Source organism: uncultured Neptuniibacter sp., assembly GCF_947498015.1.
In the GTDB taxonomy this organism is placed as follows: domain Bacteria; phylum Pseudomonadota; class Gammaproteobacteria; order Pseudomonadales; family Balneatricaceae; genus Neptuniibacter.
In genome coordinates, this window is sequence record NZ_CANMIR010000015.1 from 63,276 (window position 1) to 80,454 (window position 17,179).

A 17,179-nucleotide genomic window follows, 5' to 3' on the forward strand; every position below is an offset into this window, starting at 1 on the left:
GAGGTAGAAAATGAAGTCACAACCTAACCATATCACGGCGCTTGATCTGCCTGTTCCTGAGCATGATCAACTGTCACCGGAATTTCAGAAGTACTTCTCGGTCTGCGAAGAGAAGCTCGGCATGGTTCCAAATGTCCTGAAAGCTTACAGCCAGAATCAGGCGCAGCTGGACGTATTCTCCCGTATTTACAACGAGCTGATGTTCGGTGAAAGCGGTCTGAGTGTCCTGGAAAAAGAGATGATTGCGGTCGCAGTCTCTTCGACCAACGCCTGCTACTACTGTCAGGTCGCTCACGGATCGGCCGTTCGCCAGTACTCAGAAGAGCCTAAGCTCGGTGAACTGATGGTGATGAATTATCGCGTAGCTGAACTGTCTGATCGCCATCGCGCGATGCTCGATTTCGCGGTCAAGCTGACCGAAACACCACATAAGATTCTGGAAGAGGATCGCCAGGCGCTGCGTGACGCAGGCTTCAGCGATCAGGATATCTGGGATATCGCCAATATCACCGGGTTCTACAACATGACTAACCGTGTTGCCAGTGCCTCTGATATGCAGCCGAATCCTGAGTATCACAGCCTGTACAGATAAGAAAATGCTTGTCCGGATAACATGGATATCCGGGCTCCCTTTGAATTAAAAAAATAAATGCGCAAATGGGGTCAACAACGATGAGTAAACTCCCTAGCTATACCAGCGGACCTAGTACGACACCACTGATCGGCATGACCATCGGTGACAAGTTTGATGAAATTGCTAACAGATACCCGGATAACGATGCTCTGATCGTACGTCATCAGAACCTACGTTACACCTACGCTGAACTTCAGCAAAAAGTTAATGAAGCGGCCCGGGCTTTCCTCGCTATCGGGGTAAAACGCGGTGATCGTGTCGGTATGTGGTCACCCAACTGTGCCGAGTGGACAATCACGCAGTTTGCGACTGCAAAAGTCGGTGCCATTCTGGTGAATATCAACCCGGCTTACCGTCTACACGAGCTGGAATATGCGATGAACCAGTCGGAAGCTAAGTTCCTGGTCACCGCGGGCAACTTTAAGTCCTCTAACTACACCCAGATGCTTTTTGATCTGGCTCCGGAACTTAACTCTGCGGAAGAGGGCGAACTGGCATCCGAGAAGCTGCCACATCTGAAAGGTATCGTGAATCTGGCCAGTGATAAGCACGCCGGCATGTGGCGGTGGGCTGATTTCATGGAGATGGCGGATAAGGTCGACCAGTCCCAGGTGGACCGTGTTCAGGGCGAACTGCAATTTGATGATCCGATCAATATCCAATACACCTCCGGTACAACCGGATTCCCTAAAGGTGCGGCACTGTCACACCATAATATCCTCAACAACGGTTTTTTCGTTGCTGAGAGTATGAATTTCACGGATCAGGACCGTCTGGTTATCCCGGTCCCTCTATATCACTGTTTCGGTATGGTGATGGGCAACCTGGGCTGTATCACCCATGGCGCAACGATGATCTATCCAGATGAGGGCTTTGAGCCTAAATCAGTACTGCAGGCGGTCTCTGAAGAGCGGGCGACGGCACTCTACGGCGTGCCCACTATGTTTATTGCAGAGATGGATGATCCCGATTTTGAGCAGTATGACGTTTCAACCCTGCGCACCGGCATTATGGCAGGCTCAATCTGTCCGGCCGAGGTGATGAAAGCGGTTAACTCAAAACTGCATATGGAAGAGGTCCAGATCGCATACGGCATGACCGAAACCAGCCCGGTTTCTACGCAAACAGCGGCCGATGATCCCTTCGAGAAGCGTGTCACTACTGTAGGCCGTACTCAGCCCCATCTTGAAACCAAGCTGGTAGATCCCGCCAGTGGCAATGTTGTAGCACGTGGCGAAGTGGGTGAACTCTGTACCCGTGGTTACAGTGTGATGCTGAAATACTGGAACAACCCGGAAGCGACCAAAGGCTCTATCGATGAAGCAGGCTGGATGCACACCGGCGATCTGGCAACCATGGATGAAGAGGGCTACATTCAGATCGTAGGCCGTATCAAAGATATGGTGATCCGTGGTGGTGAGAACGTCTATCCAAAAGAGATTGAGGAGTTCCTCTACACCCACCCATCAATCTCTGATGTTCAGGTCACCGGGGTTCCGGATAAGAAGTATGGTGAAGAGCTGATCGCCTGGGTCAAACTCTCTCCGGGTGCAGATGATATTACCGCTGATGATCTGAAAGCGTTCTGTAAGGGTAAAATAACCCACTTCAAGATCCCGCGTTACTTTAAGTTTGTCGAGGAGTTCCCGATGACAGTAACGGGTAAGATCCAGAAGTTTAAGATGCGTGAAATATCTATTGAAGAACTTGGCTTAGAAGATTAAGTACCACTAATAGCCCGATCAACGCCAGCCTTCGGGTTGGCGTTTTTGTCTCCGGAGGAAGAGAGATGACCGACTCCATCAAGCAACATTATGATCAGCAACTGGATGTAGAGCAGATCATTAAACGCCTGCGACACGCCTACCCGGATGGCCCAAACGTTTATCAATTAGCACCCGTAGATCAGCTGCATATTGGTGGCATAAAAGCCTCTTTGAAGCTATTGCAACGGATCAAAGAGAGCGGGGCTAAACGGATTCTAGATATAGGCTCCGGTTTAGGCGGGTTGATGCGTCTGCTGGAAAGGGAAACCGGCCGTAGTGTGATCGGGGTTGATATTACCCATGAATTGAACAAAGTGAACCGTGCACTTTCTGCTCTGACCTCTGACAGCCAACCACCTTTTGTGATAACCGCAGATGCCCATCATCTACCATTCGGTGATGCGCAGTTTGATCTGGTGCTGTTTCAGCACAGTCTACTGAATATGCCCGATGATATTCAGGTCCTATCGGAGTGTCAGCGAGTGCTTTCAGAAGGTGGCCAGTTACTTCTGCATGAGGTGATCCAAGGCCCTGAGCATCAACAGATGTGCTATCCGGTACCCTGGGCTCGTGATCCCCAACACTCGCACCTGCTCAAGCAACAGCAGTTAACAGAGCGCCTGCGCGATTGCGGTTTCCAAATTGAAACGCTTAATGATTGGTCGGAGGAAGCCCTAAGCTGGCGAAAACGCCAGAGTGAAAAGGAGCGTGAGCATCCATCGACACCGGCTACGGTCTCCCCTGCGCTGATCCTCGGCCCAGAGTTTCTGCAGATGGGCCGAAATGTGATGAATAATTTGGAGAAACAGGCCGCTTGCGTGATTGAACTCAGCGCGAGAAAACTAGGCTAACGCCTCTGAGCCGAGTGAGTAAGAGCTCCCCTGCTGCTGTTTCGCCTGATACATCGCTTTATCCGCTCGGTTAACAAGCGTATCCAGCCGCTCTTTCGGATGATATTCGGCAATACCGATACTGCAACCACACCCCAACAGTGGCTGGGATAAGCGATTCACTTCAGATAGGATTCTCTGCGTCAGCACTGACGCGGCATCAACGACATCGTTCTGCTGTTTAATCAGAATAACAAACTCATCGCCTCCAAGACGGGCCGTAAGATCAGCTTCGCGTGTGACCTCTTTTATGATTGCCCCAAAAGCTACGATCACATTATCCCCTTCGGCGTGCCCATAGCGATCATTCACTTTTTTGAAACAATCAAGATCGATGTAAAGAACAGCAATACCACTTCCATCCCGATCCGCGGCAGCCAGCATCTTCTGTCCATACTGAAAGAATGCACGGCGATTGAGAAAATTGGTCAGATCATCATGATCAGCCACATACTCTATCTGAGACTGCTGTCGTTTAAGGTCGGTAATATCCTTACTAATCCCAACCAAACCGATGACATCGCCCTGTTCATCAAACACCGGGTTCTTGGTGGAGGAAACCCAGCAGAGCTCACCCTCAAGGTTGAAATAAGGCTCTTCATGAAAGCGCAGAGACTCCCCCTGCTCTATCACCTGTCTCTCAAAAGCATAATAACGCTCTGCATGTTCGAGCGGAAAGATATCAAAATCATCCTTTCCAACCAGCTCTTTCCAGCTTTGATGCCGTGCTAGGTGGGCAAAAGCGGTGCTGGTATAGACAAACTTATGCTGCTCATCTTTGATGTAGATGAAGTCATCCGTAGTCTCCAGCAGAGTCTCCAGATCCCGTTTATAGCGTGTCAGTTCTATATTTTCAGCGACTAATTGCTGAAGCTTTACGTTTTCAGACATCAGGTAACCAGCTCAGATATCAGATCTATTATCATTATGTTAGCAACATCTAATTAATACTTTAACTATATTGCTGAGATAGTAAATACCTTCAGGATATCGCATACTGTGTTTTTTATCCTGAACTGATACCCTGAATGTTCGAACATTTCCTCTGGTTACCCTTTTTGCTCGCCATCACCGCGCTCACACTTACCCCCGGCGTCGACAGCCTGCTGGTGATGCGTAACTCGGTACGCGGCGGTACTCAAGACGGTCTGGTAACCAGCTTCGGTATCTGTCTGGGCTTATTTGTTCACGCCCTGATCTCAGCAGCAGGACTTTCTGTCATTTTATTAGGTTCGGCTGAGCTATTTACTCTGCTAAAACTGGCCGGAGCGGGTTATCTAGTCTGGCTGGGGTTACAGAGCCTGCGCTCTGCATACCAACACAAAGCGATGGTTATCGGAGAGGTAAGGAAAGATACACGGGTCAGTTGGTTTACCTCCCTTCGCGAAGGACTGCTGTCCAATGTACTTAATCCCAAGACCGTTATCTTCTATATGGCATTCCTGCCACAATTTATCGACCCGGCCTACCCCGCTGTACCGCAGGCCTTAATGATGGCAGGCGTTCACTTTCTGATCGGTATGCTCTGGCAGGGCGCACTGGTTCTAATGGTGAACAGAGCAAAAGTATGGCTGCAGAGGCCGCGTGTCAGCCAGATAATGGAGAGTATCACAGGGTTCTTGCTGGTCGGTTTTGGTGTCAAGCTCGCCAGTAACCATTAAAAAAAATCCCCGCAATAGCGGGGATTTTTTAAATCGCGGGTTTAACTTTTCTCATCAGGCATACCAGGCAGACGCCAGCTGATCATCAGACATCGCCATAATTGACTCACTGCCCGAAGCAACCATCTGGGCAAAAGAAGCAGTTCTCGGCAATACCTGCGCAGCGTAGAAGCGTGCGCTAAGAATTTTAGCATTTAGGAAGGTTTCATCCCCTCCCGCTTGCAACTCCTCACCTGCCGCTAACGCCGCCTTGAGCAACTGCCAACCGCCACAAAGCGTACCCATTAGCATCAGATAGTTATAAGCGATCGATCCCGCCAACTGAGGATCATCCTGGCTCCCGCTCAGCAAAGCCTCCTGCGCGACTTTAGCTTGTTGCAACGAGGATTCCAGCTGAGCCGATTCCGTTGCAAAGCTACCCTGCGCCTTCAATTGTGCAATAACCTCTGCAATCTCTGCTTGCACAGCAGCGCCAGCTTCTCCACCATCAAACAGGGTTTTACGCCCCACCAGATCTAATGCCTGAATCGCGTTGGTTCCCTCATAGATAGGCAGGATACGTGCATCTCGATAGTGTTGCGCAGCACCCGTCTCTTCAATAAAGCCCATACCGCCATGAACCTGAACGCCCAGAGAGGTCACTTCCTGAGCGACTTCGGTGCACCAGCCTTTCACAATTGGCGTCAGATAAGCCGCTCGTGCCGACTCTGTTGCACGTTGTGCCGCATCTTCAGATCGGTGAGAGAAGTCCAGACTGGCACAGGCATCATATGCCAGCGCGCGCCCTGCTTCAGTGATCGATTTCATGGTCTGTAACATACGCCGGACATCCGCATGGCGTATAATCGGCCCAGCTTCTTTGCTACCCACTGACGGACTCTGAATGCGGTCGTGAGCATACTCCAGTGCATGTTGATAAGCGCGTTCTGAGATCGCCACCCCCTGCAAACCCACTGCCAGACGGGCATTGTTCATCATGGTGAACATACATGCCAGACCTCGGTTTTCTTCACCTACCAGATAACCGATTGCCCCCTCTTCGTCACCGAAGGCCATCACACAGGTTGGGCTGGCATGGATACCCAGTTTATGTTCCAGCGAGACACACTTCGCATCATTACGTTCGCCCAGTGAACCATCCTCATTAACAAGGAATTTCGGTACCACAAACAGGCTGATCCCTTTCACACCCGGAGGCGCATCAGGCAAACGAGCCAATACCAGGTGGATGATATTTTCAGCCATATCATGCTCACCCCAGGTGATGAAAATCTTCTGGCCTTTAATCCGGTAATGATCACCTTCTCGCTCAGCTTTAGTCCTAACAGCCGCAAGATCCGAGCCCGCCTGTGGCTCTGTCAGGTTCATAGTACCGGTCCACTCGCCACTGATCAGTTGCGGTAAGTAACAGGCTTTCAGTTCATCGCTGGCATTGTGATAGATCGCTTCAACCGCGCCCTGACTCAGCAGCGGGCACAATCCCCAAGCCATATTAGCCGACTGCCACATCTCCATCACCGGGATAGAGAGTGCATAAGGCAGTCCCTGACCACCATACTCAGGATCAAACTGCAGTGATCCCCATGCTCCTTCAGCAAACTGCTGATAAGCGTCTGCGAACCCTTCCGGGGTAGGCACATCCAAGCCATCCAACTTAACACCGGTCTGATCGCCGACCTCATTTAGCGGAGACAGCACAGCATTTGCAACCTTGCCTGCTTCCTCAAGGATCGCAACAACCATATCATCGGTCGCATCTTCATAACCCGGCAGTTCTGCTAATTGGGTCATTCGCGCATTGTGTCGTAGCGCAAAATTCATATCTTTCTGAGGAGCCTTGTAATCAGCCATTCAATTCGCCTCGATTCTTTCTGTATATCTGAACGAAGGCGCTTCTCATGAAGCGCCTGTTTAATCTGACTATTTTGCCTGCTGACGCAGTACAAACTTCTGGATTTTACCGGTGGAGGTTTTCGGTAATTCACCAAAGACAATCTCTTTCGGCGCTTTGAATCGAGCCATGCTGTTGCGGCAAAATTCTATGATCTCCTCGGCCGTGACCTCTACTTCCTCTTTCGTTTTAATAAAGGCACAGGGCACCTCACCCCACTTTTCATCAGCTTTCGCCACGACAGCCGCCTCCATCACAGCAGGGTGACGATAAAGTACATCCTCAACCTCGATGGAGGAGATGTTCTCGCCACCTGAGATAATAATGTCCTTGGAACGGTCTTTGATTTCGATATAACCATCTTCATGCCATACCGCAAGATCACCTGAGTGGAACCAGCCCCCCTCGAAAGATTCATCTGTTGTCGATGGATTTTTCAGGTAGCCTTTCATCACCAGATTGCCACGCATAAAGATCTCACCCATGGTTTCACCATCCTGAGGCACCGGTTCTAGCGTTTCAGGATTTGCCACCATCAGACCTTCCAGCATCGGCGCTTTCACGCCCTGACGCGCTTTCAGTCGAGCCTTCTGTTCCAGCGTGCTATCGTCCCATTTGTCATGCCATGCACACACCACTGATGGGCCATAGGTCTCGGTCAAACCGTACACATGGGTCACCTCAACACCCATCTCTTCCATACCCTGAATCACAGCAGCAGGTGGCGCTGCACCGGCAGTCATCACTTTAATCTTGTGATCAATATCCGCCTTCATCTCATCCGGTGCATTGTTAAGCATATTCAAGACAATTGGAGCACCACAGAAGTGATCAACCTTCTCTTTTCGGATCAGATCATAGATATCCTGATCACGTACATGTCGTAGAGAAACGCTGGTGCCAGCCGCCGCAGCGATCGACCATGGGAAGCACCAGCCATTACAATGGAACATCGGCAGGGTCCATAGATAGGTCGGGTGGCGACCCATATCCCAGGAGACAATATTGCTCATCGCATTCAGGTAAGCACCACGATGATGGTATACCACCCCTTTCGGGTTGCCGGTTGTACCCGAGGTATAGTTGAGCGTAATCGCGTCCCACTCATCTGCCGGTGGCTGCCAGTTATATTCAGGGTCCCCTTCAGCAATAAACGCTTCGTAATCCATCGAGCCGATCAGTTCTCCTCCCTCGTAGGTCGGATCATCGATATCGATAACCAGCGGTGTCGTACCGGCAATACGCAGTGCTTTCTGCACAACCTCTGAGAATTCGCGCTCAACAATAACGACCTTGCTTTCTGCATGCTGCAAAATAAAAGCGATCGCTTCAGCATCCAGACGAATATTGACCGCATTAAGCACCGCACCAGCCATCGGCACACCAAAATGTGCTTCAAATACCTCTGGCAAATTTGGCGCGATCACAGATACGGTATCCCCCTCACCGATACCCCGCTGGGTGAGAGCACTGGCCAACTGACGACAACGGCTATAGGTCTCAGACCAGTTACGACGTAGATCACCGTGAATCGTGGCAACCTGATCAGGGTATACAAAGGCAGCACGCTCAATAAAACTTAACGGTGTCAGTGCCGCATAATTCGCCTGATTTTGGTCTAGTCCCAGCGCATATGGATTATGTTTAGTACTCATAGTTATGGTTCCTGTGCAAAGCCCGCAGAGAGATTTCTTCTTATTTAGTACGTTATATAAACAATACTACGTAATTTCCCTTATTACTCAAGCTATTCTAAAGTCATAATATAAACGACTAGATTTATTGACAGGGATTTCCCTGAGGTTGATGTATGAGCACAGTAACTCCTTTCGAATTAGAGAAGTGTCGTGAAGATGCTGATCGCTACCGCCTGTTAGCCGAACAGTCCACGGATATGATCTCGCGCCACACCCCAACAAAGGAGTGGACCTACATTGATGCCAGCCCAGCCGTCGAACGCGTTTTAGGCTATAAGCCCGAAGAGATTATCGGGATGGCAGGTTATGAGCAGTTTCACCCTGAAGATGCTGATAACCTCTCAAAACGAGATGACAGTGTGCGCTACCGCGAAGGGGTATACACCAATGTGTATCGCTATCGTCATAAAGAGGGACATTACATCTGGCTGGAGACTACCAGCCGTACCATCCGTGACGAAGAAGGCCGCCCGATCGAAATTATCTGCGTCTCCCGAGATGTAACGGAACGCGAAGAAGCGCAAAGAGATATGCGCCGACTGGCACGGGTTGTGGAAGCATCCTCCGATATGATTATGTTCTGCAACCACAAAACCCAGAAACTCACCTACCTGAACGAATCCGCCTACCACACTCTGGGATCGGAGAAAGACACACCGGTCATCTACTATCTGCACCAGCTGTTTGCCGGTGAGGTTCTGGATACGCTGGTCAAGGATGCGTTGGAGCATGCATCACTTCACGGTGTTTGGTATGGCAGCATTCCGATGCAGCTACCGGATAACCTTAACCGTGTTGCAGAGATCCGGGAGATTATCGCGCACCGAAACCGTCGTGAGAATGACCAGTTAGAGTACTACTCAATCATCGGGCGCGACATTACCCTGCGCCGTCAGGCTGAAGAGGAAGCCAAACGCCACCAGCTTGAACTGGCGCATATGTCCCGGCTACTCTCAGTTGGTGAGATGGCAACCGGGCTGGCTCATGAAGTGAATCAGCCACTGGCGGCTATTTTAAATTACTGTCATGGCACCCAGCGCCGCCTCGAAGAGGGTGTGGATAACCCTGTACAGACGGTTTCCAATTCGATGAAGCTGATCATGAAACAGGCGAAGCGCGCCTCAGATATTATCAAGCGGATGCGCTCATTTGTGCGCAAGACCGATTACCACAGTCAGGATTTCTCCATCAACGACAGCTGTAATGAGGTGAGCGCCTTCCTCTATCAGGAGGCTCTGGATCATAACATCACTTTTGATTTTAACCTGGGTGAGGGCCTACCCCACCTCGTGGCAGACAAGGTCCAGATTGAACAGGTACTGTTAAACCTGATGAGAAATGCGATCGAAGCATACAGCGATTGTAAGAAGCCCTACAGACCCGTTATTATCACTACCCACACTACTGAAGGATATATCCATGTCTCAGTAGAGGATAAAGCGAAAGGGATCACTAACGAAGGGTTAGCAAACCTGTTCGAACCGTTCTACACCTCGAAATCTACCGGCCTGGGTATGGGTCTTTCCATCTCCCAGACCATTATTGAAACCCATGGCGGTCAGCTCTGGGCGGAGAGTGACGGTGAAACAGGCACCCACTTTTATATGAAATTGCCGCTAAGAGAACAGTAATGCAAGCAAATGTAACCGGTACGATCTACATCGTAGACGATGATGAGGACTTTCGGGATTCAATGCAGTGGCTGCTTGAATCCGCCAATCATAAGGTGATCACCTTTCCCTCCGCTCGCAACTTCCTTGATGAGTTTGATGGTGAGATCGGTTGCATGCTGCTGGATGTACGTATGCCTGAAATTAATGGGCTGGCATTGCAGCAGATAATGCAGGACCGGGGCATCAATATGCCGATCATCGTCATATCCGGTCATGGTGACATCCCGATGGCTGTCAGCGCGATGAAACAGGGTGCGATGGATTTTCTGGAGAAACCGTTTGATGGTGATGTTCTCCTCCGGTTGGTAGGCCGTGCACTCACCAAAGCCAATAAAGCCCGGGATGAGCAGGGGGCTCAACAGGAGATTCTCGATTGCTACGGGAATCTTAGCCGCCGTGAAAGAGAGGTGATGAGTCTGGTTGTTGCCGGCAACGCTAACCGTCAGATTGCAGAAGAGCTGGATATCAGTCCGAAAACCGTTGAGGTCCACCGCTCACGCGTAATGAGTAAAATGCGGGCGGGAAGTCTGGCTGAGCTGGTAAAACAAGCAGCTCAGATCAAAGAGGTGGGGTGATTCTGCGATCGCCCCCGATCCGCAAGTGACACTCGCTTTGTGATAGAGGTCGAGTATGAGATTCACCCTAATCCTCACCCTATTATTACAACTGGCCCCGGTAGCCGCCTTTGCCGATTCGCTGTCGATCACGCTCAAACCGGCGAAAAAGCTGGCCGGTACAACCTCGATCACACTGCATGCTGAAGGACACGCCACACTACTGATCTACAAGAGTCCAACTCAGATCAACGAAACCCCACTCAAGCTAACATCCACAGAGCGCAACGCACTGCATAACGATGCGATCTCCCTGCTGAGAAGCTATATGCAGCGGGAAGATCATCTGGTTTATCCACGTTATCCGTTCACGTTGGCCATTACTCATACAGCGACTGAGGTGACAAAGAGTATCTCGGCTAGCCGTCTGAGCCCCGAAGCGCTTACGCTTCTCAGAACGATCACCGCTCTCCTACCTGAGGAGAGTATCGGTTATATACGTAGCGAAATTTAACTCATCAATCGATGTAGCAAATCACTCGACAAGGATCGATTATATATGACGGGAGATAAACTCTGACATCAGAGCCAGAACCTGATCGGTCGCTTCCAGATGGGGAACATGCCCACAGTTATCCACATAGCAGGGCACAGCATGCTGACCAATACCCTTACATATATCAGTCACCTGTTCCGGCACGCCATACTGATCGTCATGCCCCTGCATAATCAGTGAGGGACAGCGGATATCTTTCAACCAGGGTGAGAAATCCATCGTCTGATGACAGCTCTCGCGCAACCAGGTCTCAGACCAGGCACGAAATAGCAGATCAGTTCGCTCTCCATGATAACGAGCCAGGCGCTCAGGCAGATTCGTGGTTTGATAGTATTCAACCGCTTCACGTATCCCTTTCAGAGTCAGATGATCTGCATACAGGTGTGCCGCTTCTGTAATCATCGCGACTACACGGGTCTGTAAGGTCGCTGCTCCTATCAGGGCGATGGTACCACCATCACTGTGACCAATAATGATCACCTTATCGATATCTGCAGCATCCAGGGTTTCCCCCAGGCGCTGCTCCCCTTCAGGCACCAGATAATCATCAGCACGTGGCAGAGTGATTGGTGAAGACTCACCATAGCCAAGCCGTTCATTCACAAACACATTACAGCCAAGTCGTTCTCCCAGTTTCTCAGGAAAGTCTTTCCACATACGGATATGACCGAGTGCTTCATGCAGAAAAACCAGTGTAGGCCGCCCTGTGCCCTCTGGATGGATCCCATGCTGAGCATGAATCACCTGCCCATCAGGCAGTTCCAGAAACTTCTCACTCCAGCTGATACTCATCTCAACGCTTCTCCGGGGCGGGAATTGAATAGGTCATGGTCGCATGCGCGACCGGCTCCTCATCACCCGCAGAGAGGATATAGACCTCTCCAATACCCAGACGCTTACCCACCTTCAGCATCTTCGCTTTCGCAATTATATCCGCTTCCGACGCAGGCTTACGTAGAAAATTGATGTTCAGGTTGGTCGTTACCGCCAGCGCAACCGGGCCGATCTTGCTCAGCAGGGCCGCATAAACAGCAACATCTGCCAGCCCCATCATAGCGGGCCCTGAGACGGTCCCTCCCGGCCTAAGATGTTGATCATCAACCGGTAATCGCATGGTTGAGCTACCATCGCCCAACTCCAGCAACTCCCCATACTGCTCCCCTTGCGGAAAATGCTCCTTGAGGAACTGCTGCATCTGTTCAAACGTCATTACCATCGTACTACTCCACCGATACCACGGCTAAGGTCACGGTCGCTTTCGCGACCAGCTTGCGGGATTTACCAACAATATACACTTCACCTTCGGCGACAGTGAGTAAGTTTCCCTGCTTGATCACCCTTGCTTCACACTCAAGAATCATCCCCTCAGCGGGTCGTAACAGATTGACGGTAAAATCAGCGGTCAGTACTCGCTGCCCTTGTGCAATTAACGTTGCTGCAGCCGTTCCACAACTATGATCGGCCAACGTCGCCTGCACACCAGCATGTACAAAGCCATCCTGCTGTTTATGGTTTTCGTTCAGGATAATCCGGGTCCGGCAGCTGCCAGGGCCAAACTCAATCAGTTCGGCTCCCAGCATACGGATAAACGGCGCCTGATCGAAAACCCGGCGAGTTTCAAGCTCGTAATCCGGGTTATTCGGTCGCATCTACTGCTCCGTATCAGCTGTTGGAATCACTCTCATCCCGCGCTTTATTACGCAGAATAAAGCGCTGGATCTTACCGCTCGGTGTTTTTGGCAGCTCATGCATAAACTCAATTTCACGCGGGAAGGCGTGGGTTGAGAGGCGGTTACGCACCAACTGTTTCAACTCCTCTTTCAACTCGTCGGTCGGATCAAATTCACGCTTGATCACAACATACGCTTTGATGATCGATCCACGTTTCGGATCCGGTTTACCGATCACACCGGACTCAGCCACAGCATCATGTTCCAACAGCGTGCTTTCAACATCTGCTGGCCCTACACGATAACCTGCAGTGGTGATGATATCGTCATCACGGCCGGTAAAGGAGTAGCTACCGTCACCATGGCTCATGACCACATCGCCAGTCAGATAATATTTACCGTGGAACGGATTTTTCTCCTGCCAGGTGTAGCCCTGGAAAAAGAACAGCGGTGAATTCTCAACGTCGACTGCCAGTTGGCCTGTTTCGCCCTCAGGGATCTCGTTATAGTCGCCATCCAGCGCTACAACGCGATGCCCAGGCATTGAGAAGCCCATAGAACCTACACGCACAACATCCTGCTCAAGGTCATGGTGGTTACAGGCAGTCATACCGGTCTCAGTCTGACCGTAGTGATCCATGACAGGGCAGCCCAGACGCTTATCAACCCAGCTAATCACTTCCGGATTCAACGGTTCACCTGCACTGCTGGCTACGCGCAGATCAAATTTATCATCAGCTCCCAGCACATCATCATTCGCCATCAGCAAGCGATACGCTGTCGGCGCTGCTGCCAGGTTGGTGATATTGTACTTACGCAACATGTCGTAAGTGGTTTCAGGGGTAAACGCCGCTTCGCAGAAGTGGGTTGTATTACCTAACAGGAGTGGACCAACCACCGCATAGTAGAGACCGTACGCCCAACCTGGATCAGCTACGTTCCAGTAGGTATCTTCCGGACGCAAACCCACCGCAAAGCGCATGTAGATATAGAATGAGAGAATCGCTCGGCTTGGAACAGCCACCCCTTTGGATTTACCCACAGTACCGGAGGTAAACATCTGCAGGAACGGATCATCTTTACCGATACGTACAGGGGTAAACTCAGTAGACTGACTCTCGACTTCCGCTGCAAAATCACGATCATCTGCATATTTCGCGTCCGCCTGTGCCTGATTGACCGTCAGGATCGGAGGGCAACCACAAACATCATCCAACTTCGAACGGTTGGCTGGATCTGTAATTACCATTTTAGTGCTGGCCTGCTGTACGCGGTACTCTATCGCACCAGGACCAAATGCAGTAAATAGCGGTTGATACACTGCACCCGCACGCAGGGTACCCATGATGACAACCAACAGTTCAGGTGTACGCGGTAACAGGGCCGCAACACGGTCACCCTTCCCAATACCCTGTGATTTGAGGAAATTCGCAAACTGCGCAGCTTTCTCCTTAAGCTCAACGAATGTCAGCTGTGAAGCCGGACGCTCAGCACCTTCATATTTCAGCGCAACCCGGTCACCCTCCGCCCATTTATCCACAATCTCTTCACAAACGTTGAAGCCATCTTGCAGATTGCCGATCATCAGCTTTTCGATCATGGCCGGATCAAACTTATCGTAATAGTCCTGATAGTTTTCCGTAGTCATTTTATTTCTCTCATACTTATCATTGTTATTCTGTAATCAGGTTCTGTACGGCTGGCTGATCTCTCTATCAACCAAACACACCTGCATCCCTGAGTTTTGAAATTTCACTTTCAGCTAACCCCGCTCGGGTTAACAGCGTGTCTGTATTCTCGCCCCGTAATGGAGCCGACTTCGCTAACGGTGTGACCTGCTGATCAAACCGAAGGGCTGATGCCACCTGTAGCTCTCCGCTCTCCCCCTGCTGAATCATCTCACGCGATGTAAACACTGGATGGTCGGCTGCTTCAGCTATGGTCAGTACCGGCTCTACACAGGCGTCGACGTTAGCAAAACGCTGCTGCCACACCTCAAGGGGTTCAGTAATGAATATCGCCTGCAAGCGCAGTTTCAATGTCATATCATCAAGACAGGCCAGCTCTGTCGCACCCAACGTCTCAAGAAGCCGTTGTTTAAACTGTGGTTCAAGACTGCCTACCGCCAGATAGCGATCATCCTGGGTGCGGTAGTAATCATAAAAGCCACCTCCATTAAGAAAGTGGCTCTCGTAGGTCGGCTGCTCTCCACCATTCAATGCACCCGGCGCCAACAGCGCTTGCAGAGCCAGACTGTTGTCAGTCATTGAGATATCGATCTGCGACCCTACACCCTGACGATCCCGCCGAATCACTGCCGCCAGCATGGCGATCACTGCAGGGTGGGAACCTGAAGCGATATCTGCTACCTGCACCCCCAGTGGGCAAGGCCCTTGTGAAGCCCGCCCCATATGGCTGGCAACACCGGAAAGTGCGAGAAAGTTCAGATCATGTCCGGCCCGATCAGCATAGTCACCACTCTGACCAAACCCGGTTACAGAGCAGTAGATCAGATCAGGTTTAACCGCCTTAAGCTGTTCATAACCCAGGCCTAAACGCGCCATAACGCCGGGGCGAAACTGCTCAAGAACAATGTCAAACTCCTCCAGGAGCTTGTATATCACCTGTGCTGATTCCGGATGTTTAAGATCCAGTGCGATCGACTCTTTACCCCGGTTGAGATAACGAAATGCTGCCGATTGACCATCGATCTGTGGGCGCATATTTCGCACCAGATCATCCCGCGTTGGTGATTCAACACGCACAATCTCTGCACCCAGATCAGCCATCAACATCGTCGCATAGGGCCCTGGAAGCAGCGTCGAGAAATCTAGAACCTTCAGTCCTGAAAGGGGTTTCATCAATGTAGCCTCAACCATGCTCTCGCATAATTTCACGGGCAATGATCAAACGCTGAACCTCACTGGTTCCTTCATAGATCGACGTGATACGAACATCTCGCGCATAACGCTCCAGCGGATACTCCTGCATATAGCCATAGCCGCCTAACAGTTGTAACGCTGAATAACAGGCCTGATTCGCCTTCTCACTGGCAAAGACTTTGGCCATAGACGCTTCTTTAGCAAAAGGTAAACCGCGCTCTTTGCGATCTGCCGCGTTCATCAGTAACAATCTAGCCGCTTCCAACTCGGTACACCGGTCGGCGATCATCCACTGTAACCCCTGGAAATCAGCTATCGGACGGCCAAACTGTTTACGTTCCTGTGTGTATGCAACCGCATAGTCCATCGCTGCAAGCCCCACACCCAGTGCCAGTGACCCGATCCCAATACGACCACCCGCTAACTCAGCAACAGCCAAGCGGAAGCCATCATTCAGTTTTCCAAGAATGGCAGACTCCGGCACTTCAACATTGTCGAAGTGAACCTCATTCGTTGCAGAACCATGCTGTCCCATTTTCTTCTCAGCCGGACCTACTGTGATACCAGCACTATCCGCATCTACCAGGAAGCAGGTGATCCCTTTTCCTTTCTTCGCTTCAGGGTCTGTGACTGCCCAAACGACAAAGACACCGGCAAACTCAGCACTGGTGATCCACTGTTTAGTGCCGCTGATCGCGTATCCGTTTTCAGTTTTAACTGCCTGGGTACGCATAGAGGCTGGATCTGAGCCTGCACCGGACTCAGTCAGACAGAAGCTCCCTGCACGGTATTCACCACTGCAGATCAGAGGCAGGTATCTGTTTTTCTGCTCCTCTGTGCCCATCGCCTGAATCACTTCAGCAACCATGTTAGTCACTGACATAGTGACCGCTGTAGATGCACAGGCACGGGCGATCTCAGTCATCGCTAAACTGAAAGCCACCACACCGGCTTCCGTTCCGCCATACTCACCCTGAATATTCAGTCCCATAAAGCCCAGTTCAGCGAGCTTCTTACAATTGGTCAGCAGGATGGATTTGTCTTTTGTCTGGTCCAGCTCTTCAGCAACCGGCGCCAGCTCACTCTCAGCAAAACGTTTTGCAGTGTCTTGGATTAATTGTTGTTCTTCTGTTAATGAGAGATCCATAAGGGTTTCCATGTAAGGGTTTACCCTAATCTATACCCTATATTTTCACGCTCGTAAAGCAGAGAGTGGATGAAGATTACTCAACTTGTAGCTGACGAGTGCCCATTTATATCGATTAAATTTACGTGACAAGCGGCTTCCGAGCCGTCTGATACCTG

At 50.8% G+C, this 17,179-nt stretch carries 16 protein-coding genes; 7 read left to right on the forward strand and 9 right to left on the reverse strand.

The features are described 5' to 3' along the window. Positions 1-10 precede the first annotated feature (10 nt). The 3 genes from Q0882_RS15365 (at position 11) to Q0882_RS15375 (ending at position 3,251) form a co-directional block, all read left to right on the forward strand. Positions 11-592 (forward strand): peroxidase-related enzyme, encoded by a 582-nt coding sequence (locus tag Q0882_RS15365; RefSeq protein WP_299183449.1) that lies wholly within the window; start codon positions 11-13, stop codon positions 590-592. Positions 593-657: 65 nt separating this feature from the next. Continuing rightward, positions 658-2,358: an AMP-binding protein gene (locus Q0882_RS15370; protein WP_299183452.1), complete on the forward strand. Its 1,701-nt coding sequence runs from the start codon at positions 658-660 to the stop codon at positions 2,356-2,358. 65 nt (positions 2,359-2,423) lie between these two features. Further along, the gene (locus Q0882_RS15375) at positions 2,424-3,251 is read left to right on the forward strand and encodes a class I SAM-dependent methyltransferase (protein ID WP_299183455.1); all 828 of its coding nucleotides are present in this window, start codon (positions 2,424-2,426) and stop codon (positions 3,249-3,251) included. Here the strand turns inward: Q0882_RS15375 and Q0882_RS15380 are convergent. After that, entirely contained in the window at positions 3,243-4,181 is a 939-nt protein-coding gene (locus tag Q0882_RS15380; protein WP_299183458.1) for a GGDEF domain-containing protein, read from the reverse strand. The genes Q0882_RS15375 and Q0882_RS15380 overlap by 9 nt on opposite strands. Positions 4,182-4,318: 137 nt before the next feature. Between Q0882_RS15380 and Q0882_RS15385 the strand changes: the two genes are divergently transcribed. Further along, positions 4,319-4,951, forward strand: a complete 633-nt coding sequence (locus tag Q0882_RS15385; RefSeq protein ID WP_299183461.1) for a LysE family translocator — start codon at positions 4,319-4,321, stop codon at positions 4,949-4,951. A gap of 54 nt (positions 4,952-5,005) precedes the next feature. Here Q0882_RS15385 and Q0882_RS15390 read toward each other — a convergent pair whose 3' ends face one another. Next, complete coding sequence (locus Q0882_RS15390) at positions 5,006-6,802, reverse strand: acyl-CoA dehydrogenase C-terminal domain-containing protein (protein ID WP_299183464.1); 1,797 nt, start codon at positions 6,800-6,802, stop codon at positions 5,006-5,008. Between the two features lie 69 nt (positions 6,803-6,871). After that, positions 6,872-8,497 carry an acyl-CoA synthetase gene (locus Q0882_RS15395; protein WP_299183467.1) on the reverse strand — a complete coding sequence of 542 codons (1,626 nt, stop codon included), beginning with the start codon at positions 8,495-8,497 and terminating at the stop codon, positions 6,872-6,874. A 155-nt stretch (positions 8,498-8,652) separates the two neighbouring features. On the opposite strand from Q0882_RS15395, the gene Q0882_RS15400 reads away from it, so the two are divergent. Genes Q0882_RS15400 through Q0882_RS15410 form a run of 3 tightly spaced genes read left to right on the forward strand, consistent with a single transcriptional unit; the run spans position 8,653 to position 11,280 of the window. Continuing rightward, positions 8,653-10,170 (forward strand): ATP-binding protein, encoded by a 1,518-nt coding sequence (locus Q0882_RS15400; RefSeq protein ID WP_299183469.1) that lies wholly within the window; start codon positions 8,653-8,655, stop codon positions 10,168-10,170. Then, the gene (locus Q0882_RS15405) at positions 10,170-10,787 is read left to right on the forward strand and encodes a response regulator transcription factor (RefSeq protein ID WP_299183472.1); all 618 of its coding nucleotides are present in this window, start codon (positions 10,170-10,172) and stop codon (positions 10,785-10,787) included. The genes Q0882_RS15400 and Q0882_RS15405 overlap by 1 nt, the downstream gene beginning before the upstream one ends. Before the next feature lie 55 nt (positions 10,788-10,842). Then, entirely contained in the window at positions 10,843-11,280 is a 438-nt protein-coding gene (locus Q0882_RS15410) for a hypothetical protein (protein ID WP_299183474.1), read from the forward strand. Between the two features lie 39 nt (positions 11,281-11,319). On the opposite strand, the gene Q0882_RS15415 is transcribed toward Q0882_RS15410, so the two are convergent. From Q0882_RS15415 to Q0882_RS15440, 6 genes are all read right to left on the reverse strand, one after another. Next, positions 11,320-12,114, reverse strand: a complete 795-nt coding sequence (locus Q0882_RS15415; protein ID WP_299183475.1) for an alpha/beta hydrolase — start codon at positions 12,112-12,114, stop codon at positions 11,320-11,322. A 1-nt stretch (position 12,115) separates the two neighbouring features. After that, positions 12,116-12,538: a PaaI family thioesterase gene (locus Q0882_RS15420; protein WP_299183477.1), complete on the reverse strand. Its 423-nt coding sequence runs from the start codon at positions 12,536-12,538 to the stop codon at positions 12,116-12,118. Positions 12,539-12,542: 4 nt separating this feature from the next. Then, positions 12,543-12,971 carry a PaaI family thioesterase gene (locus Q0882_RS15425; RefSeq protein WP_299183480.1) on the reverse strand — a complete coding sequence of 143 codons (429 nt, stop codon included), beginning with the start codon at positions 12,969-12,971 and terminating at the stop codon, positions 12,543-12,545. Between the two features lie 13 nt (positions 12,972-12,984). Continuing rightward, on the reverse strand, positions 12,985-14,640 hold the full coding sequence (locus Q0882_RS15430) for an AMP-binding protein (RefSeq protein WP_299183482.1): 1,656 nt from the start codon (positions 14,638-14,640) through the stop codon (positions 12,985-12,987). A gap of 67 nt (positions 14,641-14,707) precedes the next feature. Further along, positions 14,708-15,853 (reverse strand): CaiB/BaiF CoA-transferase family protein, encoded by a 1,146-nt coding sequence (locus Q0882_RS15435; RefSeq protein ID WP_299183484.1) that lies wholly within the window; start codon positions 15,851-15,853, stop codon positions 14,708-14,710. A gap of 10 nt (positions 15,854-15,863) precedes the next feature. Beyond that, positions 15,864-17,021 (reverse strand): acyl-CoA dehydrogenase family protein, encoded by a 1,158-nt coding sequence (locus Q0882_RS15440; RefSeq protein WP_299183487.1) that lies wholly within the window; start codon positions 17,019-17,021, stop codon positions 15,864-15,866. Positions 17,022-17,179 lie beyond the last annotated feature (158 nt).

Excerpts from the sequence above, each read along its gene's own strand:
- Q0882_RS15430 (WP_299183482.1), bottom strand. The coding sequence starts at position 14,640 with ATGACTACGGAAAACTATCAGGACTATTACGATAAGTTTGATCCGGCC.
- Q0882_RS15390 (WP_299183464.1), bottom strand. The coding sequence starts at position 6,802 with ATGGCTGATTACAAGGCTCCTCAGAAAGATATGAATTTTGCGCTACGA.
- Q0882_RS15380 (WP_299183458.1), bottom strand. The coding sequence starts at position 4,181 with ATGTCTGAAAACGTAAAGCTTCAGCAATTAGTCGCTGAAAATATAGAA.
- Q0882_RS15410 (WP_299183474.1), top strand. The coding sequence starts at position 10,843 with ATGAGATTCACCCTAATCCTCACCCTATTATTACAACTGGCCCCGGTA.
- Q0882_RS15370 (WP_299183452.1), top strand. The coding sequence starts at position 658 with ATGGGGTCAACAACGATGAGTAAACTCCCTAGCTATACCAGCGGACCT.
- Q0882_RS15415 (WP_299183475.1), bottom strand. The coding sequence starts at position 12,114 with ATGAGTATCAGCTGGAGTGAGAAGTTTCTGGAACTGCCTGATGGGCAG.
- Q0882_RS15440 (WP_299183487.1), bottom strand. The coding sequence starts at position 17,021 with ATGGATCTCTCATTAACAGAAGAACAACAATTAATCCAAGACACTGCA.
- Q0882_RS15425 (WP_299183480.1), bottom strand. The coding sequence starts at position 12,971 with ATGCGACCGAATAACCCGGATTACGAGCTTGAAACTCGCCGGGTTTTC.
- Q0882_RS15375 (WP_299183455.1), top strand. The coding sequence starts at position 2,424 with ATGACCGACTCCATCAAGCAACATTATGATCAGCAACTGGATGTAGAG.
- Q0882_RS15405 (WP_299183472.1), top strand. The coding sequence starts at position 10,170 with ATGCAAGCAAATGTAACCGGTACGATCTACATCGTAGACGATGATGAG.
- Q0882_RS15365 (WP_299183449.1), top strand. The coding sequence starts at position 11 with ATGAAGTCACAACCTAACCATATCACGGCGCTTGATCTGCCTGTTCCT.
- Q0882_RS15395 (WP_299183467.1), bottom strand. The coding sequence starts at position 8,497 with ATGAGTACTAAACATAATCCATATGCGCTGGGACTAGACCAAAATCAG.
- Q0882_RS15400 (WP_299183469.1), top strand. The coding sequence starts at position 8,653 with ATGAGCACAGTAACTCCTTTCGAATTAGAGAAGTGTCGTGAAGATGCT.
- Q0882_RS15420 (WP_299183477.1), bottom strand. The coding sequence starts at position 12,538 with ATGGTAATGACGTTTGAACAGATGCAGCAGTTCCTCAAGGAGCATTTT.
- Q0882_RS15385 (WP_299183461.1), top strand. The coding sequence starts at position 4,319 with ATGTTCGAACATTTCCTCTGGTTACCCTTTTTGCTCGCCATCACCGCG.
- Q0882_RS15435 (WP_299183484.1), bottom strand. The coding sequence starts at position 15,853 with ATGAAACCCCTTTCAGGACTGAAGGTTCTAGATTTCTCGACGCTGCTT.